This is a genomic window from Streptomyces sp. NPDC028907 (assembly GCF_055564995.1).
This window is the reverse complement of the sequence record NZ_JBVHVE010000007.1, coordinates 17138-38787: the sequence shown is the minus strand read 5'-3', so window position 1 is coordinate 38787 and position 21650 is coordinate 17138. Positions and strand designations below refer to the sequence as shown.

The 21650-nt window shown below is 72.0% G+C and carries 23 protein-coding genes and 1 pseudogene; 8 read left to right on the top strand and 16 right to left on the bottom strand.

Features of this window, described 5'->3' with window-relative positions:
• Positions 1 to 26 precede the first annotated feature (26 nt).
• Both ACZ4UU_RS22275 and ACZ4UU_RS22270 read right to left on the bottom strand, forming a co-directional pair.
• On the bottom strand, positions 27 to 1322 hold the full coding sequence (locus ACZ4UU_RS22275; RefSeq protein WP_471905135.1) for an ABC transporter substrate-binding protein: 1296 nt from the start codon (positions 1320 to 1322) through the stop codon (positions 27 to 29).
• Entirely contained in the window at positions 1297 to 1887 is a 591-nt protein-coding gene (locus ACZ4UU_RS22270) for an MTB12 C-terminal domain-containing protein (protein WP_471905134.1), read from the bottom strand. Before ACZ4UU_RS22270 ends, ACZ4UU_RS22275 begins: the two co-directional genes overlap by 26 nt.
• Before the next feature lie 164 nt (positions 1888 to 2051).
• Between ACZ4UU_RS22270 and ACZ4UU_RS22265 the strand changes: the two genes are divergently transcribed.
• From ACZ4UU_RS22265 to ACZ4UU_RS22255, 3 genes are read left to right on the top strand one after another with little or no spacing between them, the layout of a single operon-like run.
• The gene (locus ACZ4UU_RS22265; protein ID WP_471905133.1) at positions 2052 to 2528 is read left to right on the top strand and encodes a hypothetical protein; all 477 of its coding nucleotides are present in this window, start codon (positions 2052 to 2054) and stop codon (positions 2526 to 2528) included.
• Between the two features lie 11 nt (positions 2529 to 2539).
• Positions 2540 to 5326 (top strand): ABC transporter permease subunit, encoded by a 2787-nt coding sequence (locus tag ACZ4UU_RS22260; protein WP_471905132.1) that lies wholly within the window; start codon positions 2540 to 2542, stop codon positions 5324 to 5326.
• Positions 5323 to 6018, top strand: a complete 696-nt coding sequence (locus ACZ4UU_RS22255) for an ATP-binding cassette domain-containing protein (RefSeq protein ID WP_471905131.1) — start codon at positions 5323 to 5325, stop codon at positions 6016 to 6018. Before ACZ4UU_RS22260 ends, ACZ4UU_RS22255 begins: the two co-directional genes overlap by 4 nt.
• Here the strand turns inward: ACZ4UU_RS22255 and ACZ4UU_RS22250 are convergent.
• Positions 5951 to 6559, bottom strand: coding sequence for a transglycosylase family protein (locus ACZ4UU_RS22250; RefSeq protein ID WP_471905130.1), 609 nt, complete (start codon positions 6557 to 6559; stop codon positions 5951 to 5953). The two genes, ACZ4UU_RS22255 and ACZ4UU_RS22250, sit on opposite strands and share 68 nt — an antisense overlap.
• A gap of 116 nt (positions 6560 to 6675) precedes the next feature.
• A complete protein-coding gene (locus ACZ4UU_RS22245; protein WP_471905129.1) occupies positions 6676 to 7368 on the bottom strand; it encodes a transglycosylase family protein in 693 nt (230 codons plus the stop codon).
• Positions 7369 to 7903: 535 nt separating this feature from the next.
• Here ACZ4UU_RS22245 and ACZ4UU_RS22240 point away from each other — a divergent pair.
• Positions 7904 to 8686 (top strand): hypothetical protein, encoded by a 783-nt coding sequence (locus ACZ4UU_RS22240; protein WP_471905128.1) that lies wholly within the window; start codon positions 7904 to 7906, stop codon positions 8684 to 8686.
• 134 nt (positions 8687 to 8820) lie between these two features.
• Positions 8821 to 9171, top strand: coding sequence for a hypothetical protein (locus tag ACZ4UU_RS22235; protein ID WP_471905127.1), 351 nt, complete (start codon positions 8821 to 8823; stop codon positions 9169 to 9171).
• A gap of 81 nt (positions 9172 to 9252) precedes the next feature.
• Here the strand turns inward: ACZ4UU_RS22235 and der are convergent, their stop codons facing one another.
• The 5 genes from der to aroH form a co-directional block, all read right to left on the bottom strand.
• Positions 9253 to 10731 carry a ribosome biogenesis GTPase Der gene (der, locus tag ACZ4UU_RS22230; RefSeq protein WP_471905126.1) on the bottom strand — a complete coding sequence of 493 codons (1479 nt, stop codon included), beginning with the start codon at positions 10729 to 10731 and terminating at the stop codon, positions 9253 to 9255.
• 73 nt (positions 10732 to 10804) lie between these two features.
• Positions 10805 to 11407 (bottom strand): lysophospholipid acyltransferase family protein, encoded by a 603-nt coding sequence (locus ACZ4UU_RS22225; RefSeq protein WP_471905481.1) that lies wholly within the window; start codon positions 11405 to 11407, stop codon positions 10805 to 10807.
• 53 nt (positions 11408 to 11460) lie between these two features.
• The gene (cmk, locus tag ACZ4UU_RS22220) at positions 11461 to 12147 is read right to left on the bottom strand and encodes a (d)CMP kinase (RefSeq protein WP_471905125.1); all 687 of its coding nucleotides are present in this window, start codon (positions 12145 to 12147) and stop codon (positions 11461 to 11463) included.
• Between the two features lie 380 nt (positions 12148 to 12527).
• Complete coding sequence (locus ACZ4UU_RS22215; RefSeq protein WP_471905124.1) at positions 12528 to 13613, bottom strand: prephenate dehydrogenase; 1086 nt, start codon at positions 13611 to 13613, stop codon at positions 12528 to 12530.
• Complete coding sequence (aroH, locus tag ACZ4UU_RS22210) at positions 13610 to 13978, bottom strand: chorismate mutase (protein ID WP_471905123.1); 369 nt, start codon at positions 13976 to 13978, stop codon at positions 13610 to 13612. Before aroH ends, ACZ4UU_RS22215 begins: the two co-directional genes overlap by 4 nt.
• 118 nt (positions 13979 to 14096) lie before the next feature.
• Between aroH and ACZ4UU_RS22205 the strand changes: the two are divergent.
• The 3 genes and pseudogenes from ACZ4UU_RS22205 to ACZ4UU_RS22195 form a co-directional block, all read left to right on the top strand.
• Positions 14097 to 14231 (top strand): annotated as a pseudogene (locus tag ACZ4UU_RS22205) (DUF6529 family protein); the annotation flags it as partial.
• A complete protein-coding gene (locus ACZ4UU_RS22200; protein WP_471905122.1) occupies positions 14228 to 14680 on the top strand; it encodes a Rieske (2Fe-2S) protein in 453 nt (150 codons plus the stop codon). The pseudogene ACZ4UU_RS22205 and the gene ACZ4UU_RS22200, both read left to right, overlap by 4 nt.
• 21 nt (positions 14681 to 14701) lie before the next feature.
• On the top strand, positions 14702 to 15445 hold the full coding sequence (locus ACZ4UU_RS22195) for a nucleotidyltransferase domain-containing protein (protein WP_471905121.1): 744 nt from the start codon (positions 14702 to 14704) through the stop codon (positions 15443 to 15445).
• Here ACZ4UU_RS22195 and ACZ4UU_RS22190 read toward each other — a convergent pair.
• The 7 genes from ACZ4UU_RS22190 to ACZ4UU_RS22160 form a co-directional block, all read right to left on the bottom strand.
• On the bottom strand, positions 15371 to 16120 hold the full coding sequence (locus ACZ4UU_RS22190) for a nucleotidyltransferase domain-containing protein (RefSeq protein WP_471905120.1): 750 nt from the start codon (positions 16118 to 16120) through the stop codon (positions 15371 to 15373). The two genes, ACZ4UU_RS22195 and ACZ4UU_RS22190, sit on opposite strands and share 75 nt — an antisense overlap.
• A 3-nt stretch (positions 16121 to 16123) precedes the next feature.
• Complete coding sequence (locus tag ACZ4UU_RS22185; protein ID WP_471905119.1) at positions 16124 to 17146, bottom strand: ADP-ribosylglycohydrolase family protein; 1023 nt, start codon at positions 17144 to 17146, stop codon at positions 16124 to 16126.
• Positions 17143 to 17904: an NUDIX hydrolase gene (locus ACZ4UU_RS22180; protein ID WP_471905118.1), complete on the bottom strand. Its 762-nt coding sequence runs from the start codon at positions 17902 to 17904 to the stop codon at positions 17143 to 17145. The genes ACZ4UU_RS22185 and ACZ4UU_RS22180 overlap by 4 nt, the downstream gene beginning before the upstream one ends.
• Before the next feature lie 76 nt (positions 17905 to 17980).
• Entirely contained in the window at positions 17981 to 18535 is a 555-nt protein-coding gene (locus ACZ4UU_RS22175; protein WP_471905117.1) for a TIGR03086 family metal-binding protein, read from the bottom strand.
• Positions 18536 to 18746: 211 nt separating this feature from the next.
• Complete coding sequence (locus tag ACZ4UU_RS22170) at positions 18747 to 19874, bottom strand: pseudouridine synthase (RefSeq protein ID WP_471905116.1); 1128 nt, start codon at positions 19872 to 19874, stop codon at positions 18747 to 18749.
• Positions 19874 to 20557 carry an SMC-Scp complex subunit ScpB gene (gene scpB / locus ACZ4UU_RS22165; protein WP_471905115.1) on the bottom strand — a complete coding sequence of 228 codons (684 nt, stop codon included), beginning with the start codon at positions 20555 to 20557 and terminating at the stop codon, positions 19874 to 19876. The genes ACZ4UU_RS22170 and scpB overlap by 1 nt, the downstream gene beginning before the upstream one ends.
• The gene (locus ACZ4UU_RS22160) at positions 20554 to 21639 is read right to left on the bottom strand and encodes a segregation and condensation protein A (RefSeq protein WP_471905114.1); all 1086 of its coding nucleotides are present in this window, start codon (positions 21637 to 21639) and stop codon (positions 20554 to 20556) included. The genes scpB and ACZ4UU_RS22160 overlap by 4 nt, the downstream gene beginning before the upstream one ends.
• Positions 21640 to 21650 lie beyond the last annotated feature (11 nt).

The following is a 21650-nucleotide window of genomic DNA, read 5'->3' as shown; positions in this document are numbered from 1 at the left end:
CAGTGGTGGGGCCTTATGGTTGCCCGTCACGGCTGGTACGGCAGTTGCGGGACGTCGAAGCACGTGGTGTTCATGTCTCCTTGGGAGACCCAGCCCCGGCCGTCCTCCCAGCGGGCCACCGACAGACAGGTCCGGCGGCTCTTCGGCGGTTCGGCCAGCCGCTCGAACCTGACCGGGATCAGCAGGCCGTCGGCGGTGTATCCCTGGCTGCGGTTCATGAAGTCGTCGACGCACGCGCGTGTGACGCCCTGTCCGGCGCACGACTTCGCCGCGTCCGTGAACCACATGGCGGCCGCCCAGCCTTCCAGCTGCCACTGCGAGTGCGTCTTCAGTCCCTTCGTGGCGTCCCGGAACTCCCGTACGGCGTCCTGCTCCGTGTCCTCGTGGTTGCGGGAGGACCCGGTGGCCCACAGGGCGTTGCGGCAGCGCGGGGCGTCGTTGTAGTCGTCGGCGACGGTGGACGTCCAGTTCTGTACGTTCGTGACCTTGGCGGTGACCTCGGCGCCGACGTCGTCCATCGCCTCGCACAACTGGACGTTGCCGTGCGTGTCGATGGCGTCGAAGACGAGGTCGGCCCCCTGCTCCTTGAGGTCGGCGGCCACCGCGCGGAAGTTGGGCAGCGCGAAGTCGACCTGCTCGGTCACCACCTTGTAGCCCTCGGCCTTCAGTCCCCGCTCGACGAGCCGGGCGTAGGCGGCGGACGCGGGCTGGTTGTAGGAGACGACGGCGGCCGTACGGGCGCCGTGCTCGCGTTTGAAGTAGCGGTAGACCTCCGTGCCGCCGTACTGCCTGCCGTCCCATCCGGTCGTGCCGTCGCGGGGCGCGAGGCTGCCGTAGATGCCGTACAGGTGCGGGTAGGTGTCGTAGGCGGCCCCGATGGGCTGGCCGCCGATGTCGGGCACGCGTGCGCGTGCGACGCGGGAGGCGCCGGCGTAGTCGAGGGCGGTGGTGGCGACCAGGGCGACGACCTTCTCCTCGTCGATCAGCCGGTGCACGCACTCGTTGTTGCCGACGCCGCTGCCGCCGTCGTCGCACTCACGGACCTCGACCCGGCGGCCGTCGACGCCGCCACGCGCGTTGAGGCGGTCGAAGTACGCCTTGGCGCCGTCCTGCGGGCCGGTGAAGGCGTCGCCGCCGACCGGGCTGGTGGCGCTGGTGATGATCCCGACCCGGATCGGGGTGCGGTCGCCGGCCGGCGCCGGAGAGGTGCCACGGTCGCGGTGCTCGAAGTCGCTCTCCGGCAGCCTGCTGCCGCACGCCGTGCTCAGGGCCAGCAGCACCACGACGATCGCCGCCTCAGCACCCCGGGACCGGCGACCCATTGCCGCTCAACTGGACCAGCGCGCACAGCGTCTTGACGGACACCTTCCAGGTGCCGTCCTGTTCGACCGCGGTCCCGGAGGCGTTCGGCAGGGCGGTCGCGCCCTTCAGGGTCAGGTCGTACGTCACGTTCGCCTCGGTCGGCGAGGTGAACTCGACCTTGGAGACCTTCGCCTCGACCTGTCCGCCGCGCTCGTCACCGCTGAACGCCTGGAGGACCGGCCCCATCCGGTCGCCGTTCTCCAGCACGGCCTGCTTCTCCTCCGTGGAGGTCGCCGGGTCGAAGAACTTCTGCCAGTTCTGCTTGATCTCCGTCTCGGCCGCGCCCACGTCGGGGGGCGCCGTCGCGGCCGGAGACTGCTCGGCCCCCTCGGTCCCCTCCGTCTGCTCGACGGTCGGGGTCGGCGGGGTCTCGTTGCCGCCGCCTCCCTCGTCGTCACTGCAGGCCGCGAGGGCCGGGGCGAGGAAGAGGAGCAGGGCCGCCGCCACGGCGGTCCCCCGTCCCGCCGCGCGTGGACCACGCCGCCCGTGTGCGTTGCTCCGCCTGAGGTCGCTCCCGAGAACCATCTGGCTCACCGCCGGGTGTCGATCCGGGCCGGGTGCGCCCGGTGCTTTCAGGGTCAGCTTGCAGGAGGCATAGTGCAAGTCCATTGGCAGACATGGAATAGGGCCGGGCACATGCGCGAAAACCCGACGCGCATGCAGACGAACCCGAGGTGTGGGAGCCAGCGATGCGGACAGCGCGACTGCGGACCGTGCACCCCGTCCTGTGGGCCGGCTGGGCCGCGCTCGCCGTCGGCGCGGTGCTGTGTGTCATCGGCTGGTACGGCGTCTCCGGCGAGCGGTTCGCCGAGCGGCAGCTGCCGTACCTCGCGTCCTGCACGGTCCCCGGCGCCGCGCTGATCATCGCGGGTTCGGTGCTGCTGACCCACGGCCGGGGCGCGCTCGCCGCCGCGCGCGTGGAGGAGCTGTACGGACTTCTGGTGGCCGTGGAGCCGGCCGGCGCCGAGGAGTCCGGGCAGGCGGCCTCGGCCCCGCCGGCGGTCAGCGGGGACCTGCTGATGGTGCCCGGCGGCACCCTCTGGCACCGCGCGGACTGCCCGCTGGTCGCCGGGAAGGTGGAGGCCGTGCCCGTCGACGCGAAACTGGTGCGGAGCGGCGAACTGGGCCCGTGCCCGATCTGTGAGCCCGCCGAAGCGGACGACTGAGGCGGACGACGATGTCCTCGCTGACGTACGACCTCACGCTGGCCGGTCTGTCGGTCGGCGCGGCCGCCGCGCTCACCGGGATCGGCCTGGTCGTGACGTACCGGGCGACCGGCGTGCTGAACTTCGCGCACGGTGCCGTCGCGATGGTGTGCGCGTACGCGCTGCGCCAGTGCGTGGTCGAGTGGGGCTGGCCGCTGTGGGCGGGCGCCACGGTGACGCTGCTGGTCCTGGCGCCCGGCATCGGGCTGGTGCTGGAACGGTTCGTCTTCCGGCCGCCGGCCGTCCTGGGCGGCGACCCGGCGCAGAACCTGGTCGCGTCCATCGGCGTGTTCGTGCTGCTGGTGGGCGGCGCGGTGCTGCTCTGGGGCCAGGGGGCACGGGACGACGCGCCGGAGCTGGTGTCGGCGGACCCCTGGGGCGGGCTGGCGGTGGCGCTGCTGCTGGCGGCCTGCGTCACGGCGGTCATCCGCTGGACGCGCTTCGGCCGGGAACTGCGTGCCGTGGTGGACGACCGGCGGCTGGCCGTCCTCGGGGGCATCGACGCGGACCGGGTGGCGGCGGCGGGCTGGGCGTTCGGCTCGTTCACGGCGGGCCTGACGGGCGTACTGCTGGCGCCGTACGTCCGTCTCGACCCGTACGGCATGCCGCTGCTGGTCATGGAGGTCGTCGCGGTCGCGGTGGCCGCCCGGATGCGCAGCCTGCCGGTCGCGGTGCTGACGGCCGTGACGATCGGGGTCGCCCAGAGCCAGCTGACGCGCCTGCACCCGTCGGGCTGGGGCGCACCCCTCCTCCAGGCCCTCAGCACGAACCTCTTCGTCGTGGCCCTGCTGATCGCGGCGCTGGCCCTCCCCCGCGTCGGTACCCGCGACGCCCTCCCCCGCACGTCCACCGCGCGCGTACCGACACCTCCGGGCGCCTGGATCGTGGCGCTCGTGCTCTTCCTGCTCCCCCTCGGCTTCGCGGGTTCGGACCTGCACACGTCGGTGCAGGTGCCGGCGTTGGCCGTGGTGCTGCTCTCCCTGGTCGTCGTCACGGGCCGCGGCGGCCAGATCTCGCTCGGCCAGGCGGCGTACGCGGGCCTGGGCGCCCTGTTCACGGCCCTGCTGGCGGCGGGCCGCTTCCCGGGCCTGCCCCGCCTGCCGGAGCTCGCGGCCCTGGCCCTGGCGGTCGTCCTGGTGGCTCCGCTGGGCCTGCTCACCGGCTGGCCCGCGATCAGCCGCCGGGGCCTGGCGCTGGCGCTGGTGACCTTCGCGGTCGGGGTCGGCGTGAGCCGCTTCGTCTTCGCCCAGCCGTACGCCGTCTCGGGCCTGTCCCTGGGCCGCCCGACGGGCTTCGAGGGCGACCGCGCGTACTACGTCCTCGAACTGCTGCTCCTGGGCGCCGCCCTCCTCACGACCTGGCTGCTGCGCCGGGGCCGCACGGGCCGGGCCCTGGCCGCGATGCGCGACCACGAGTCCGGTGCGTCGGCGGCAGGCGTCCAGGTCCCCTCCCTCAAGCTCCTGGCCTTCGTCACGGGCGCCGCCCTGGCCGCTCTGGGCGGCGGACTGCTCGGCATGGGCCTGCGCGCCTTCGACCCGGCCGCCTACGACCCCGTGCGCGGTCTCCTCTGGTTCGCCGCGGTGATCGTCCTGGGCGCCGACAGCACCCTGGGCGCCCTGGCCGCGGCGGCCCTGCTGGTCGGCCTCGACGCGGGCACCCGGGGCGGCGTGGCGGCGGCCCTGATCGGCGTCCTGGCGGTACTGGTGGGCCGCTTCCCCGGCGGCCCGTACGAGGCGTGGCGGTCGCGTAGGAGGCGGAGGACGGGTCTGACGGCGGTGGGAGTGGGGGTGCGGGGGCGGTTGCGGCCGACGGGGCAGGGGGCTGAGTCCCGGCCGACCTTGACGGGGCTGACGGCGGCAGGCGTCGCGCGGACGCCCCCCGCTCCGGCCAGACGCACAGGCCCCAGCCCGACCACCACCCCCCGTCCGGCCGCGGCCGGCGACGGCGCTGAACCCCCACAAGGGCCACCCGCACCCGACGACGAAAGCAGCACTGGCGGTGCGGGTGGGACCCTCGACGCGGCCGTAGGCCGCGCGCCCACCCACACACCCGCACCCAAGGCCACGACCCTCACCACCCACCACCTCCAGGCCCACTACAACGGCTTCACCGCCCTCAACGACGTAACCGTCACCGTCCCACCCGGCAGGATCACCGCCGTCATCGGCCCCAACGGCGCGGGCAAATCAACCCTGTTCCACTGCCTCGCCGGCACCCACCACCCCTCCCACGGCCAAGTCCATCTGGGCCCCCACGACATCACCCACCTCCCCGCACACACCCGCACCCGCCTCGGCATCGCCCGCACCTTCCAGCAACTCGCCGTCTTCCCCTCATTGACCGTCACCGAGAACGTCCGCGTCGGCGCAGAACAGGGAAGAACCCGAGACCCGTCCGCCGTCGAGCGTTCCCTCCGGCTCCTGGGACTCGACGGCCCCGTAAGAACCCTCCCCGCCGCAGACCTCCCCACCGGCACACTGAGGCGCGTGGAACTGGCCAGGGCCCTCGCGGGCAACCCGCGCGTGCTGCTCCTCGACGAACCCGCCGCCGGCCTCGACACCGCCGAAGTCACGGCGCTGGCCCGCGTCCTGAAGGCCCTCGCCGCAGACGGCCTGGCCCTGCTGGTCGTCGAACACGACCTGGACCTCGTCGCCGACCTCGCCGACACCGTGCACGTCATGGCGGCGGGCCGCATCGTCGCCTCGGGCCCTCCCGACCGCGTTCTCGACGCGGCAGGCTCCCAGGAGACCCCCGCATGACCACGACCCCGCCCGCGACCAAGATCTCCCTGCACAACGCGCGCGTGCGCTACGGCCCCTTGGAGGCCCTCCACGGCGTCACCCTCACCGCCCCCGGCCCCGGCCTCACCGTGCTGCTGGGCCGCAACGGTTCCGGCCGTACGACCGCCCTGCGGGCCCTCGCCGGAACCGTGCCCCTGTCCGGCGGCGCGGTGGTCTGGGACGGCGCCGACGTGACCCGTGTGCCGGCACACGAGAGGGCCCGCCGCGGACTGTGCCTGGTCCCCGAACGGCAGGCGGTGTTCGCCTCCCTCACCGTCCGCGAGCACCTCGAACTCGCGGCCGGATCGTACGACATCGCCCTGGACGCCTTCCCCGGCCTCGAACCCCTCCTCGCACGCCGCGCCGGCACCCTGTCCGGCGGCGAGCAGCGCATGCTCGCCCTCGCCCGCGCCCTGTCGGCACGCGCGCGTGTCGTGCTCGTGGACGAGCCCGCCCAGGGCATGTCGCCCACCGTGGCCGCTCACACATACCGGCTGCTGAGCGAACTCCACGCGTGCGTGGTCGTCGCCGAGCAACGGCTGCCGCCCGTCCTGCACGGCCGGGCGGCACTCGTCCACGAACTGCGGCGCGGCGTGGTCGTGTTCAGCGGCGAGTCGGGGGAATGGGAGCGCCGTGCCGCGCGCCGAACCGGGTCGATCCCTTCCGGATGACCACCGTCGCCTTCGCGGTCAGCCGCTCGGTGACGCCGCCGGGTCGGCCCAGCTCCATACGGCCCTTGAGCCCGTACCGACTGGAGCAGTGCGGCCAGGCTCCCCAGCCCTGCACGGCCACCACCTTCCGGGCGATGGCGATCTGCTGCTGGCGGCTGGCGAGATCCGCGCGCGCTGCGTACCTACCCCCGCCGAAGCCCTCCCAGGTCTGCTGCGAGAACTGCAGTCCCCCGTAGTGGCCGTTGCCGGTGTTGATGTGCCAGTTGCCGCCGCTCTCGCACTGGGCGACACAGCCCCAGGGCCACTGGTCCTTGGCGCACTCGTACGCCACGCGTTTGGGCGGAGGTCCGGGGGCCGGTCGCGGCGCCGTATGACTGTCGCGTGTCGCATGTGTGGCACGCGCTGTGTGCGTCGCGTGCGTGGCGTTGGCCGGACGCGTCACCTGCGTGGCGTTCGACGTGTGCGTGGCGTTCGACGTTCCCGGGGCCACCGCCGTGAACAGGGCGGCGGCCAGAACGATCTTGAGCGGTGTGCATTTCATATGAGCACGCTAGGCAGCTTATTGCGACCTTCCGGGGCGGCGCGTCCGACGAAAGCGGGTGCCCCACCCGGTCGGCGGACCGGGCGGGGCACAGCGCCCTGGACAGGGAGCGACACTCAGAGTTCGAGACGCTGCCCGGGCACGATCAGGTGGGGATCAGCACCGATGACGGACTTGTTGGCGGCGTAGAGCTGCCGCCAGCTGGTCCCGTGGCGGGCTGCGATGCCGCTCAGTGTGTCGCCCGCACGGACGGTGTAGTCCCCGCGGGACGAACTGCGGTTCGTGTGCTCCGCCGAACGCTCCGGTGTCCGTGACGAAGTGGACGGGGCCTCCTTCGTCGCGGAGGGGGCCGAGTTGGTTGCGGAGGGGGCCGAGCCGGCGGCGGAAGCCGCGGGTGCGCTCCCGGATGCTCCGGCCCGGGCCGAACAGGTCGGCCACGCGCCCCATCCCTGGGCGCGCTGCACCTTGGTGGCCACGGCGATCTGCTGGTCCTTGCTCGCCCGGTCGGCCGTCGGCGCGTAGGCCGTGCCGCCGAAGGCGCGCCAGGTGGAGGCGGCGAACTGGAGTCCGCCGTAGTAGCCGTTGCCGGTGTTGATGTGCCAGTTGCTGCCGCTCTCGCACTGGGCGATGCGGTCCCACACTGCGCTGTCCGCCGCTGCGGCGTTGCCGGTCGCGGCCAGCAGCCCGAGCGGAGCGAGCAGTGCCGCTCCGGCGAGGACCGCCGTCGTACGGGTCCGGTTCCCGTTCGGAGCCGAAGTCTTCGGCGCCTTGCGGGTGTTGTCGCGCGTGTTGTCGGCACATTCGGACATGTAGTTCCCTCTCGAAGCACTCGGGGTCCCCCAAGGCTGAGCGCCGCTCGCCACGCCATGGGGCGGGTGAGCGATGCGGCCCCGTCCGCCGGAGGTGGTGCTGTGCGCTGGCTGGTGCGGTCGGCGGACGTACCCGAGCGGTGCTCGTTGCACACGGTCGAGGAATCTAGGGACAGCGGCCGGTCGGCATCAACCAACTCCTTGTCATTCCAGGCCAGTTCGCCGTTACCCCAGGTATCGGCGATTTTCGGCCACCCACTTCATTCGCTGATTTCAGGATTTGTCGACCTGCCCCCCTGGCAATCTGTGACCCACCCCACGCAACCAACTTCCTTGGGTTTCCACGGAGTTGACCGTGAGTGCGCGATTCCGCACCGAACGTGACGGTGCGCGATGGATGGTTCGATTCCGTTCGCCGTGGTGCGTGACTCCCGCCACAGATCGTCCGTTGTCTTCTTCATGAGCCCGGGACCCGCCCGGTTCACGGGCCGGGAGCCACCCGGCCCCGCCACGCCACATCCCGAGGGAGCCACCCGTGCCGCGCATGCTCGACGTCAGCGACGAGGTACGTGCCGAGATCGGCGACGAAGAGGCCGACCGGCTGCTCGCCGGAGAGAACGCCCCGGGCAGTTACGACTGCACCTCCTGCCGCACCCCGGGCGACTCCGAACAGGAGCGCACCAGCACCGTCCTGTTCATCGGGGACGAGACCGCCGTGCTCGCCTTCGCCCACGCCACCTGCCTGCCCTCCCAGGTCGTCCAGGTCACCGAGGAGCAGCTGCGGGGCGCCGTGAAGTCCATCACCGGCGACCGCGTCGATCTGGAGCCGAAGGCGATCGTGCCGGAGCAGGCCGTGCTGGGCGTGACCAGCGGGCTGGTGCTGATCGCCGGGGAACTGCACCCGGCCCTGGTCGTGGAGCCGACCGGCCCCATCGTGCGCCCCGGGGCGGTCGACGCCGGGGACGACTTCCTTCCGCTGCTCATCGAGCAGGGGTTCATGCCGGTGACCGAGCTGACCGATGTGCCGCCGGTGCTGCACGGCTGGTCGGTGCTGCTGGCGATGGGGCAGCTGCACGCGGTGCTGCAGCCGGGCCCGAACGGGGGGCAGCCGGTTGCGTGGTGGCAGGCGCATCAGCCGCTGCAGGTGACCGATGGGTGGCGGGCCGCCGCGAACAAGCACCAGCAGGTGCTGATGTTCGCGGCGCCCGTGGGCTCCATCGGGCGCCAGCCCCGGGAGGATCTGTTGCGGGACGCGCTGGACAAGGCGGCGGCGAACGGGAAGCTGGTGGGGGCGGCGCTGCCTCTTGCGGGGACGTGATTGCGCCTACCGGGTGAGGACCGAAGGCCGTACGGCGACTGCAGGTGGATCGTGGTTGATCGCGCGGTTCCCCGCGCCCCTAAAGGGGCGCTACCGAACCGCATCTCATGAAGCCTGCCGTCGTTTGGACATACGTGCATGCATACGACGTTCCCCGCCACCAGGGCGGTCCCTCGCCCACGCCGATCTACGACGCGCTCTACGCCGAGTACGTCAAGTCCTTCCGTTCGCTGCCGGGTGATCGCAGCGGTGAGGAGGACCTGGGGTTCGTCGCGTTCGGGAACATCCAGCGCAGTACCGGCACGTACGGCGGCCATCGCCCGGGGTCGTTCAGCAGTTCGTACAGCGCCTACAGCGCGGGGGCCCACAGCGCCCGGCACGGCAACAACCAGCAGCCGCAGTGGCAGCGCGTCGGGCACATCGGTCCGCAGGGCACGGGGATGCATCACGTACCGGCCGCGCTGCCGCCGGCGCGCAGAGGCTGAACAGCGCGCAGAGGCTGAACAGACGGAAGGGCGGCCCTCACCGGGCCGCCCTTCCGTCATGCCGGCTGCTTCCGCTCGCCGCTACTTCTTCTTGCCGCGCTTCTCGCGCACGCGCACGGAGATATGGATCGGCGTGCCCTCGAAGCCGAACTCCTCGCGCAGCCTGCGTTCGATGAAGCGGCGGTAGCCCGCCTCGATGAAGCCGGAGGCGAAGAGGACGAACCGCGGGGGCTTGGTGCCGGCCTGCGTGCCGAAGAGGATGCGCGGCTGCTTGCCGCCCCGGATCGGGTGGGGGTGGGCGGCGACCAGCTCGCCGAGGAAGGCGTTGAGGCGGCCCGTCGGGACTCGGGTCTCCCAGCCGGCGAGGGCGGTCTCGATCGCGGGGACCAGCTTCTCCATGTGCCGGCCGGTGTGCGCGGAGACGTTGACCCGCGGCGCCCAGGCGACCTGCCCGAACTCGGTCTCGATCTCGCGCTCCAGGTAGTAGCGGCGCTCTTCGTCGAGGGTGTCCCACTTGTTGTAGGCGATGACCATCGCGCGCCCGGCCTCGACGGCCATCGTCACGATCCGCTGGTCCTGGACCGAGATGGACTCGGCGGCGTCGATCAGGATGACCGCCACCTCGGCCTTCTCGACGGCGGCGGCGGTGCGCAGCGAGGCGTAGTAGTCGGCGCCCTGCTGGAGGTGGACGCGCTTGCGGATGCCCGCCGTGTCGACGAACTTCCAGGTGACGCCGCCCAGTTCGATGAGCTCGTCGACCGGGTCACGAGTGGTGCCGGCCAGCTCGTTGACGACGACGCGCTCCTCGCCCGCCACCTTGTTCAGCAGGGAGGACTTGCCGACGTTCGGGCGGCCGATGAGCGCGATACGACGCGGGCCGCCGATCCCGGCGCCGCCGAAGGCCTGCGCGGGGGCGTCCGGCAGCGCCTCCAGGACGGCGTCCAGCATGTCGCCGGTGCCACGGCCGTGCAGCGCGGAGACCGGGTGCGGCTCGCCGAGCCCGAGGGACCACAGATACGTCGCGTCGGCCTCGCCGCTCGGGCCGTCCACCTTGTTGGCGGCCAGCACCACGGGCTTGCCGGCCTTGCGCAGCAGTCGTACGACCGCCTCGTCGGTGTCGGTGGCGCCGACCTTGGCGTCGACGACGAACACGACGGCGTCGGCGGCCTCGATGGCGTACTCGGCCTGGGCGGCCACGGAGGCGTCGATGCCGAGGACGTCCTGCTCCCAGCCGCCGGTGTCGACGACCTTGAAGCGGCGCCCGGCCCACTCGGCCTCGTAGGTCACGCGGTCGCGGGTGACGCCGGGCTTGTCCTCGACGACGGCCTCGCGGCGGCCGATGATCCGGTTGACGAGAGTCGACTTGCCGACATTGGGTCGTCCGACGACGGCGAGCACGGGAAGCGGACCGTGACCGGCCGCTTCGATCGCGCCCTCGACGTCCTCGAGGTCGAAGCCCTCTTCCGCGGCGAGCTCCATGAACTCCGCGTACTCGGCATCGCCAAGCTCTCCGTGGTCGTGCTCTTCGAGCGAGCCCTCGGAGTGGATGTGGTCGTTCATGAAGTCCGTACCTCGTCGTTCATCGTGGTGATCGGTGGAACACCGGGTGTCCCCCGGCCGATCCACTACTCAGTCAGTCCAGTGTCGCCCGGCGACCGGTCAGTCGCCTGGCGTTTTCCAGGTGCGCGGCGAGCTGCTTCTGGATGCGCTCGGTCGCCTCGTCCAGTGCCTTGCGCGTACGTCGTCCGCTGCCGTCGCCCGCCTCGAAGGGGTCCCCGAAGACGACGTCGATACGGCTGCGCAGCGGAGGCAGCCCCTTCATCAACCGTCCCCGCTTCTCGGAACTTCCCAGCACGGCGACCGGGACGATGGGCGCCCCGCTGCGCACGGCGAAGTAGGCGAGCCCGGCACGCAGGGAGGCGAAGTCGCCCTCACCCCGGGTGCCCTCCGGGAAGATCCCGAGGACACCGCCGGCCGACAGGACGTCGAGGGCCCGGGTGATCGCCGTACGGTCGGTGGTCTCGCGGTCCACCTTCAGCTGGCCGATCCCGGTCAGGAACGGGTCCAGCGGACCGACGAACGCCTCCTTCTTGATCAGGAAGTGCGTCGGCCGGGGCGCCACGCCCATGACCATCGGGCCGTCTATGTTGTGCGAGTGGTTGACGGCGAAGATCACCGGGCCGCTCGCGGGCACCTTCCAGGCGCCGAGCACGCGCGGGTTCCACAGCCCGTACATCAGGCCGACGCCGATCCGCCGCCCGACCTCGGCGCCCCGCTCCGAAGCCTGCGTCACTTCCCCGCCCGCTTCTCCTCGACGAGCGTGACGACGCACTCGATGACCTGCGGCAGGGTGAGCTCGGTGGTGTCCACCTCGACCGCGTCGTCGGCCTTGGCGAGCGGCGAGGTCTTGCGGCTGGAGTCGGCCGCGTCGCGCTTGATCAGCGCCTCCCGGGTCGCGTTGACGTCGGCGCCCTTCAGCTCACCGCTGCGGCGGGCGGCGCGGGCCTCCGGGGAGGCGGTGAGGAAGATCTTCAGGTCGGCGTCGGGCAGCACGGTCGTACCGATGTCACGGCCCTCGACGACGATGCCGATCTCCGCGGACTTGGCCAGGGAGCGCTGCAGCTCGGTGATCCGTGCCCGCACCTCCGGCACGGCACTGACCGCGCTGACCTTGGAGGTGACCTCCTGGGTGCGGATCGGCCCGGCCACGTCGGTGCCGTCCACCGTGATCGTCGGGTTGCCCGGCTCGGTGCCGGAGACGATCTCGGGCTTGCCGGCCACGGCGGCGATGGCGGACGGGTCCTCGATGTCGATCCCGTTGGTCACCATCCACCAGGTGATCGCCCGGTACTGGGCACCGGTGTCCAGGTAGCTCAGCCCGAGCTGCGCGGCAACGGCCTTCGACGTGCTCGACTTGCCCGTGCCGGAGGGGCCGTCGATGGCGACAATCACGGGCTTGGCGGCACCGTTTTCCACGGGGGGACACCTTCCAGATGCGGTGTGACGGGAGTGCGAGGACGCGAGGGCGCCCCGCACAAGGTTACTGGGTTCAACTCACTCGTCCGGCCGCCCAGGGCTCGCCCCCGCCGCCCCTACCCGTTCGATCCGTCTGGGGCTCCGTCCCGGACCCCGCTCCTCAAACGCCGGAGAGGCTGAGTACTCCAGCCCGTCCGGCGTTCGAGGACGAGACCATCGCCGTCCCGAACCCCCACCCACCCGCAGGGAGCTACGCCGGAGGGGCTGGGCTTTTCAGCCCGTCCGGCGTTTGAGGACGAGGCCCGCAGGGCCGACAGCGGGGGTCTGGGGGCGCAGCCCCCAGGGACGGGACGGGTAGGGGCGGCGGGGGCGAGAATCCGCTACTGGCGGATCGCCCAGCCCCGCTCCCGCAGCGACGCCGACAGAACGGGCGCGGCCTTGGGCTCCACCATCAGCTGCACCAGACCCGCCTGCTGCCCCGTCGCGTGCTCGATCCGCACGTCCTCGATGTTGACCCCGGCCCGCCCCGCATCCGCGAAGATCCGAGCCAGCTGCCCCGGCTGGTCGTCGATGAGCACGGCGACCACCTCGTAGATCCGCGGAGCGGCACCGTGCTTGCCGGGCACCCGCACCTGCCCCGCGTTCCCCCGCCGCAGCACACCCTCGATACCGGCCGTGCCCTCCACCCGCTTGTCCTCGTCGGAGGACTGCAGGGCCCGCAGCGCCCGCACCGTCTCCTCCAGATCGGCGGCGACATCCGTGAGCAGATCGGCGACGGGCCCGGGGTTCGCGGAGAGGATGTCGATCCACATCCCGGGATCGGACGCCGCGATCCGCGTCACGTCACGGATGCCCTGACCGCACAGCCGTACGGCCGCCTCCTCGGCGTCCTCCAGCCGCGCGGCGACCATGCTGGACACCAGATGCGGCATGTGGGACACGAGCGCGACCGCGCGGTCGTGGGCGTCGGCGTCCATCACGACCGGCACGGCCCGGCAGTGCGAGACCAGCTCCAGGGCGAGGTTCAGCACCTCGGTGTCGGTGTCCCGGGTCGGCGTCAGCACCCAGGGCCGCCCCTCGAAGAGGTCGCCGGTCGCGGCCAGCGGACCGGACTTCTCCCGGCCCGACATGGGATGCGTGCCGATGTACGACGACAGGTCGAGCCCGAGCGCCTCCAGCTCACGCCGCGGCCCGCCCTTGACGCTGGCCACGTCGAGGTAGCCGCGGGCCACGCCCCGGCGCATGACGTCGGCGAGGACGCCGGCCACGTGCGCGGGCGGGGCGGCGACGATCGCGAGGTCCACGGGGCCCTCGGGCGCCTCGTCCGTGCCGGCGCCGAGCGCGGCCGCCGTCCGGGCCTGCTCGGGGTCGTGGTCGGCCAGGTGGACGGTGACCCCGCGCCCGGCCAGCGCGAGGGCGGCGGACGTACCGATGAGGCCGGTGCCGATGACGAGTGCGGTTCTCACTGGGCGATGTCCTTGCGCAGGGCGGCCGCGGCGCCGAGGTAGACGTGCGCGATGTCGGCGCGGGGCTTGTCGGACTCGATGTGCGCGAGGACCCGTACGACCCGGGGCATGGCACCCTCGATGTCCAGTTCCTGGGCGCAGATCAGCGGGACGTCGGCGAAGCCGCTGCCGAGCTTGCGGGCGGCAGCCGCCGGGAAGTCGCTGTGCAGGTCGGGCGTGGCCGTGAACCAGACGCTGATCAGGTCGTCCGCGGTGAGGTCGTTCCGCTCCAGGATCGCGGTGAGCAGGACACCGACCTGCTCGTCCATGTGGCCGGCCTCGTCCCGTTCCAGTTGGACGGCCCCCCGGACCGCTCGTACCGCCACGACGCTGCTCCTTGCTGACGTACGGATCGCTGTTCGGCTGTCCAGCCTAGTCAGCCCGGGTGCGCCGGGCCCATCTCGCCCGCCCGCTGAGACAGCCCGACCTGCCTGACGAATGCGTGAAACGCGCGTTTTTCCGCACTATGCCCCAGCTTGCTTCTTCTTAGATGCTTTCAGTGCAAAGATGCTGTTGCTCGGCTCGGAGCGACTTCCCGGCGCCCTCTGGTTCTTCCGCACTTTCGGAGTGACGACATGACCTACCGTCCGACGCGGCGCACGATCCTCATCGCGACGGGCGCGACAGGCGCGACGGCGCTCGTCGCGGGCTGTGGCGATTCCGGCGGCAACGGCGACTCCACCTCGACCTCCACCACCTCCCCCGGTCAGGACGACCAGGACGGCCAGACCGGTCAGGAAGGCAAGGAGCTGGCCACCACGTCCGAGATCCCGGTGGGCGGCGGCAAGATCTTCGCCGACGACAAGGTGGTGGTGACCCAGCCGGAGACCGGCCAGTTCAAGGGCTTCACCGCCATCTGCACGCATCAGCAGTGCACGGTCGCGACGGTCGCGGACGGCACGATCAACTGTCCGTGCCACGGCAGCAAGTTCAACATCACGGACGGCTCGGTGGCCCACCCTCCGGCGACACGGCCGCTGCCCGAGAAGAAGATCACCGTGGACGGAAATTCGATCCGCCTGGTCTGATCGGCCGCGTACGCTCCGGGCATGCGCCCCGAGTCCCTGGTCCGCGACCACACGATCTACGCCTGTGTGATGGGCTCGCGCGCCTTCGGTCTGGCGGCGGACGGCAGCGACACCGACCGCCGCGGCGTCTTCCTCGCCCCCACGCCCCTCTTCTGGCGCTTCGACAAGCCGCCGACGCATGTCGACGGCCCGCTGGAGGAGCAGTTCAGCTGGGAGCTGGAACGCTTCTGCGAGCTGGCCCTGCGCGCCAACCCGAACATCCTGGAGTGCCTGCACTCGCCGCTCGTGGAGTACGTCGACGACACCGGCCAGGAGCTTCTCGCCCTGCGCGAGGCCTTCCTGTCCCGGCAGGCCCTGGAGACGTTCACGCGTTACGCGCTGGGCCAGCGCAAGAAACTGGAGGCGGACGTCCGCTCCCACGGCGCCCCGCGCTGGAAGCACGCGATGCACCTCCTGCGCCTGCTGACGAGCGCCCGCGACCTGCTGCGCACCGGCCGCCTCACGATCGACGTCGGCGACCAGCGCGAGCCGCTGCTGGAGGTCAAGCGCGGCGAGGTCCCGTGGTCGGAGGTGGAGTCCCGGATGAGCCGGCTGGCACGGGAGGCGGAGGAGGCCGCCCGCCACAGCCCGCTCCCGGCCGAACCGGACCGCCGCCGGGTCGAGGACTTCCTGATCGGCGTCCGCCGCGCGTCAGCTCTCCAGCCGGGTCCGCACGACGAAGGCGTGCAGGGCGTCATGGACGGTCGGGGCATCGGGCAGCGCTGAGGCGGCCTGCGCCTCGTCCAGCGCGCCGCGCAGCCGCTCCACGTCGGCCGCCACGCGCGCGTGGTCGACGTCGGCGGCTCCGTGCTCCTGCTCGGCCTTGGCGGTGATCAGCTCCGGCACATAGCCGGGGGCATCGACCTCCCCGATCAGCGTCGGCAGATGCGGCTGCACCTCGCCACTGCGCATCAGATGGATCCCGGTGAGCAGCACACGGAAGGTGTAGAGCAGCGGCTTGAGTTCGCCGGTCTTCTCGAACAGCCGCCACTGCGTGTTCGCGAACCCACGGTAGTGGTGGGCGTGATGGCTGGTGAGCACGCCCGGCGCCAGCCCGGCCAGCTCCCGGTGGGCGTCCGTGGTGTGCACGACGAGCGGCGAGAGCAGCTGCTCCAGGACGTAGCCGTTGCGGCGCAGCATCAGCCGTACGAACTTGCGCAGGTCGTGGGTGACCAGGTCCATCTCGACGCCGTCCCGCACCCACATCCGCGACCGCGTCTCGTCCGGCTCCCGCAGCCCGACGAGGTCGGCGGTCGGCAGCAGATGGACGCCTCGCAGGTCGACGTCCGAGTCGCGCGACGGGAAGCCGTACAGATGCGCGCCGGAGACCGTCGCGAACAGCACCGGGTCGGGCTGCTCGGCGACGACGGGCACGAGGTCGATGTCCAGGGCGTCGATCATCCGTCAAGCGTCCCAGAGCGCCCCGAGGGTCAGCAGGTCGCCCCGGTACTCGATGCGGTCCGCCCACTCCGTCGGCCACGCCTCGGCGCCCAGGTGGGCGCCCGCGAACGCGCCGGCCAGGCACGCGATCGAGTCCGAGTCGCCGGACGTGCAGGCGGCCCGGCGCAGGGCCGTCAGCGGCTCGTCGACGAACCACAGGAAGCAGAGCAGCCCGGTGGCCAGGGCCTCCTCGGCGATCCAGCCGGCACCGGTCGCCAGGCACGGGTCGGTCTCGGGCGAGACGGTACGCACGGCCTCCTGAAGCCGGTCCAGGACGCCCAGGCACTCGTCCCAGCCGCGCGCGATGAAGTGCTCGGGCGTCGGGTCCTGACCGCGGGTCCACAGGTCGCCGAGCCAGCGCTCGTGGTAGCGGCCGCGGTTCTCGTAGGCGTACGACCGCAGCAGCCCCACCAGGCCGGTCGGCTCAGCGCCCTGCGCGAGGAGGCGTACGGCGTGCGCGGTCAGGTCGGAGGCGGCGAGCGCCGTCGGATGGCCGTGAGTGAGCGCGGACTGCAACTGGGCGGCGCCCGCGCGCTGTTCGTCGCTCAGGCCCGGGATGAGCCCGATCGGCGCCACGCGCATGTTGGCACCGCAGCCCTTGGAACCGATCTGGCTGGCGTCCTGCCAGGGGAGGTCCGTGCGCTCCAGGAGGTCGCAGGCCCTTAGGCAGGTGTTGCCCGGGGCGCGGTTGTTCTCCGGTGAGCGATTCCACGCGATGAACTCCGCGCGCACCGGCTCCACCATCGCCTCGGGCCCGAGCACACCCAGGTCCATTGCCGTCCGCAGCCCTTTCCCCAACGCCAGCGTCATCTGTGTGTCGTCGGTGACGATCGCCGGCGTCGGCAGCTCCATCCCGGTCCAGGGCCCGCACTTGGCGAGGATCGACGGCACATCGTTGAACTCGGTCGGGAAGCCGAGCGCGTCCCCGAGGGCGAGGCCGAGCAGGGAGCCGGTGGCGGCGCGCTTGCGGACGGTGGTCGTGGTCATGCGGGGCGTCCTTCCGGGGTGGGCCGCAGCAGGGGCGGGTGGAGGGTGGCGGCGGTGCCCGCGCGGTACAGCGCGGCCGGTTTGCCGCGGCCGCCGGTGAGCCGGGCGGCGCCGGGCACGGCTTCGACGAAGCCCGGCGTGGCGAGGACCTTGCGGCGGAAGTTGGGGCGGTCGAGGGTGGTGCCCCACACCGTCTCGTAGACCTGTTGCAGCTCGCCGAGCGTGAACTCGGGTGGGCAGAACGCGGTGGCGAGCCCGGTGTACTCCAGCTTGGCGCCGACGCGGTCATGGGCGTCGGCCAGGATCCGGTCGTGGTCGAAGGCGAGGGGTCCGGCCGTGTCGTACGGCACCCAGCGCGCCTGGGACGCGTCGCTGCCGCCGTGCGGTTCGAGCGAAGCGAGGTGGGGGTCCCCCCGGACGGAGTCCGGGGGAGGGTGGGGCAGTAGGGCGGCGAAGGCGACCGTCACGACCCGCATCCGGGGGTCACGGTCGGGCTCGCTGTAGGTTCGCAGCTGCTCCAGGTGCAGTCCGGAGACGTTCGACAGCCCGGTCTCCTCGGCGAGTTCACGCCGGGCCGCCGTCTCCGCCGACTCATCGGGCTGAACGAATCCGCCGGGCAGGGCCCAGTGGCCCTTGAAGGGCTCCTGCCCGCGCTCCACGAGCAGGACGCGCAGGGCGCCGTCGAGGAGGGTGAGGACGGCGAGGTCGGCGGTGACGGCGAAGGGTTCGTGCGCGTACTTGTCGTAGGCCGTACCCATGAGAACCGCCCACCCCCTCAACACTTTAATAGTCAGTACGACTATAAAGGGGCCGAGGGGGCCACCACAACCCCGGTCACGCACAGGACTCGCGGCGCCCCAGGAAGGCCAGCAGCCGGACGTCGGCACGCGCGCGTGGCCGCACCTCGACCGGCGGCCCGAACCGCACGCCCCGGTCCGCCTCGGTGACCACGCAGCGGGCGACGTTCAGCAGCTCGGCCGCGAGCGACACCGGGATGGGCCTGGGCCGACCGCAGGCCTGGGCGACGTCCCACCCGTGCACGGCGATCTCGACGGCACCGACAGCGCCCATCACCCGTACGTCGAGCGACCGTTCACCGACCAGCACCCGCTGCCCGGCGGGTCCGGCCGCCCAGGCACCGAGCACCGCGCACGCGCGCGTACGGAAGCCGCAGGCCCGGTCGGTACGCGGGAACGGCCCGATCCGCCCGCCCGTCAGCCCTTCGTAGAGCGCGTCCAGGGAGTCGTCGAGGTGCCCGAGCAACTGCCCCAGATCCCACCCGGCGCACGGCGTCCGGCCCTGGAGGCTCCCCGCCTCCACCTCGGCGACGCTCCCCAGCGCGTAGGCGAGCGAACGCTCCAGCAGCTCCCCGGACTCCCCGGAGGTCATGACAGCCCCCGCAAGGCCGTCAGCGGCCCCTCAGGCGCCGTCTGGGGCACCTCCTGGCCGGTCGTGTCCATCCCCGCGGTCGCGTCCGCTGTCGAGTCCATCACCGCTCCCTCCGTCACCGATACAGACCGGCGGAGCGGCGAAAACGAATCGGCCGGTCCTGGACGAATCCAGAACCGGCCGACGCCAGGAGGCGACCCACAGAGGCGACCTACAGGTCGACCTCCTGCATCAGCATCCCGACCTCGGTGTTCGACAGCCGCCGCAGCCACCCCGACTTCTGGTCGCCGAGGGTGATCGGCCCGAAGGAGGTGCGCACCAGCTTCTCGACGGGGAAGCCCGCCTCCGCCAGCATGCGGCGCACGATGTGCTTGCGGCCCTCGTGCAGCGTGACCTCGACCAGGTAGTTCTTGCCGGTCTGTTCGACGACCCGGAAGTGGTCCGCGCGCGCGTAGCCGTCCTCCAGCTGGATGCCGTCCTTGAGCTTCTTGCCCAGGTCGCGCGGGATCGGGCCGACGATGGCCGCGAGGTAGGTCTTCTTCACGCCGTACTTGGGGTGGGTGAGGCGGTGGGCCAGCTCGCCGTGGTTGGTGAGCAGGATGACGCCCTCGGTCTCGGTGTCGAGCCGGCCGACGTGGAAGAGCCGGGTCTCACGGTTGGTGACGTAGTCACCGAGGCACTGCCGCCCCTCCGGGTCCTCCATGGTCGAGACGACACCGGCGGGCTTGTTGAGCGAGAAGAACTGGTACGACTGCGTGGCGACGGTCAGCCCGTCGACCTTGACCTCGTCCTTCTCCGGGTCGACCCGCTTGCCCTGCTCCAGCACGATCTCGCCGTTGACCTCGACCCGCGCCTGCTCGATGAGCTCCTCACAGGCACGCCGGGAGCCGTATCCGGCCCGCGCGAGCACCTTCTGGAGGCGCTCGCCCTCCTGCTCGGCGCCCGGGAAGGTCTTGGGCAGCTTGACGTCCTTCTTGCCCGCGTAGCGCTCCCGGTTGCGCTCCTCGGCGCGGGCGTCGTACTCACGGGAGGTCGCCGGCGCCGAACGGCCCCGTCCGGTGCCGCTCTGCCGGCCCTGCTTGGGCCCGCCCTTGGCGCCGCCGCGCGCGGAGGCACCGCGTCCCGACTTCGGGCCGTCCTGGGTGGCGCCGGGGCCTACGTCGTAGCGCCGCTCCTCCGGGCGCGGCTTCTTCGGCCGACCGCCCTGTTTGTCGTCGCGGTTGTTACCGGCGCCGCGGTAGTTGCCGCGGCCCCCGCTGCTCCCGCCGCGGCCGCCGCTGTTGCCACCACGGCTCCCGCCGTTGTTTCCGCTGCTGTTCCTGCCGCTGCTGCTTCGCATCAAAGTTCCGTCTGGTCGTCTACGTCGTCGGTACCCCGGCTCACCGGGGTGCCCGGACCGTCATCGGGAGCGTCCGGGTCGAACGACGGCACCCCTTCCTGGGTCTCGGCCTCGATCGCCTCCGCCTCCGGGAGGAAGGGCGCGAGCTCCGGGAGCTCGTCCAGGCCGCGCAGGCCCATCCGCTCCAGGAAGTAGTTCGTCGTCCTGTACAGGATCGCACCTGTTTCGGGTTCCGTGCCCGCCTCCTCGACCAGCCCGCGCTGAAGGAGGGTGCGCATGACCCCGTCGCAGTTCACTCCGCGTACCGCCGAGACGCGGCTGCGGCTGACGGGCTGGCGGTACGCGACGACGGCGAGCGTCTCCAGGGCGGCCTGGGTGAGCCGGGCGGTCTGCCCGTCCAGCACCAGCCGCTCGACGGCGGCCGCGTACTCGGGGCGGGTGTAGAAACGCCAGCCGCCCGCGACGAACCGCAGCTCGAAGCCGCGCCCCTGCACCCGGTAGTCGTCGGCCAGCTCCCGCAGTGCGCCGGCGATCTGCCGGCGCGGCCGCTCCAGGAGCCTGGCGAGACGCTCCTCGGTCGCGGGCTCGTCCACGACCATGAGCATCGCCTCCAGGGCGGGCTTGAGGTCGAGGTCCGCGACACCGCGCAGCGCGGCCGGAAGCTCGGTGGTCTCCTCACTCACGCCTTCTTCTCCTCCTTCGGCGGCTCGGGCGGCCGGTCGAACTCGTCGGTCACCGTGGGCGTCTCGTCCCCGTCCCCGCCGGTCCAGCGGACGGTGAGTTCCCCGAGCGCGGTCTCCTGGTCCAGGGCGACGGCCTTCTCCCGGTAGAGCTCCAGCAGGGCCAGGAACCGCGCCACGACGGTGAGGGTGTCGTCGGTGTCCTCGACGAGAGCCCGGAAGCTGGCCTCGCCGAGCTCCTTCAGCCGCGCGACGACGATCCCGGCCTGTTCCTGCACGCTGACCAGCGGCGCGTGGATGTGATCGACGTAGACCTGCGGCTTCGGCTTGGGCTGCATCGCCTTGACCGCGAGCTTGGCGAATCCTTCCGCCCCGATGCTGATGACGACCTCGGGCAGCAGCTCGGCGTGCTGCGGCTCCAGCCCGACGGTCCGCGGATAGCGCCGCGCCTCGTCGTCGAGCCGCCGGCTGAAGATGTCGGCGATCTGTTTGTAGGCCCGGTACTGCAGCAGCCGCGCGAACAGCAGGTCCCGCGCCTCCAAGAGCGCGAGGTCGGCCTCGTCCTCCACCTCGGCGGCGGGCAGCAGCCGGGCCGCCTTCAGATCGAGCAGCGTGGCCGCGACGACCAGGAACTCGGTCGTCTCGTCCAGGTCCCAGTCCGAGCCCATGGCCCTGATGTGCGCCATGAACTCGTCGGTCACCTTGGACAGCGCGACCTCGGTGACGTCGAGCTTGTGCTTGGAGATCAGCTGGAGGAGGAGATCGAAGGGCCCCTCGAAGTTGGAGAGCCGGACCTTGAAGACGCCGTCGTCGGGTTCTTCCGGTTCGGCAGGGGGCGGTTCCGCTTCGTTGCCGCCGCCGTTGTGGGCGGCTGTTCCGCTGGGCGGAACGGGTGGGTACGACGGCCCACCGGCCGGAGCCGATGACTGGACCTCAGCCGACGACCCGCTCTCCGCCTCCGCAGGAGGCGAAAGCACCGGCTCAACCGGCGGAGCCACGGGCGGAGCCCCCGGCCCTCGCCCCAGCGCACGCCGACGACCGGCTGCTGCACCGGAGGCCGAGGCGGGAACGTCGTTCGAGGTCATGGCCCCCGCAG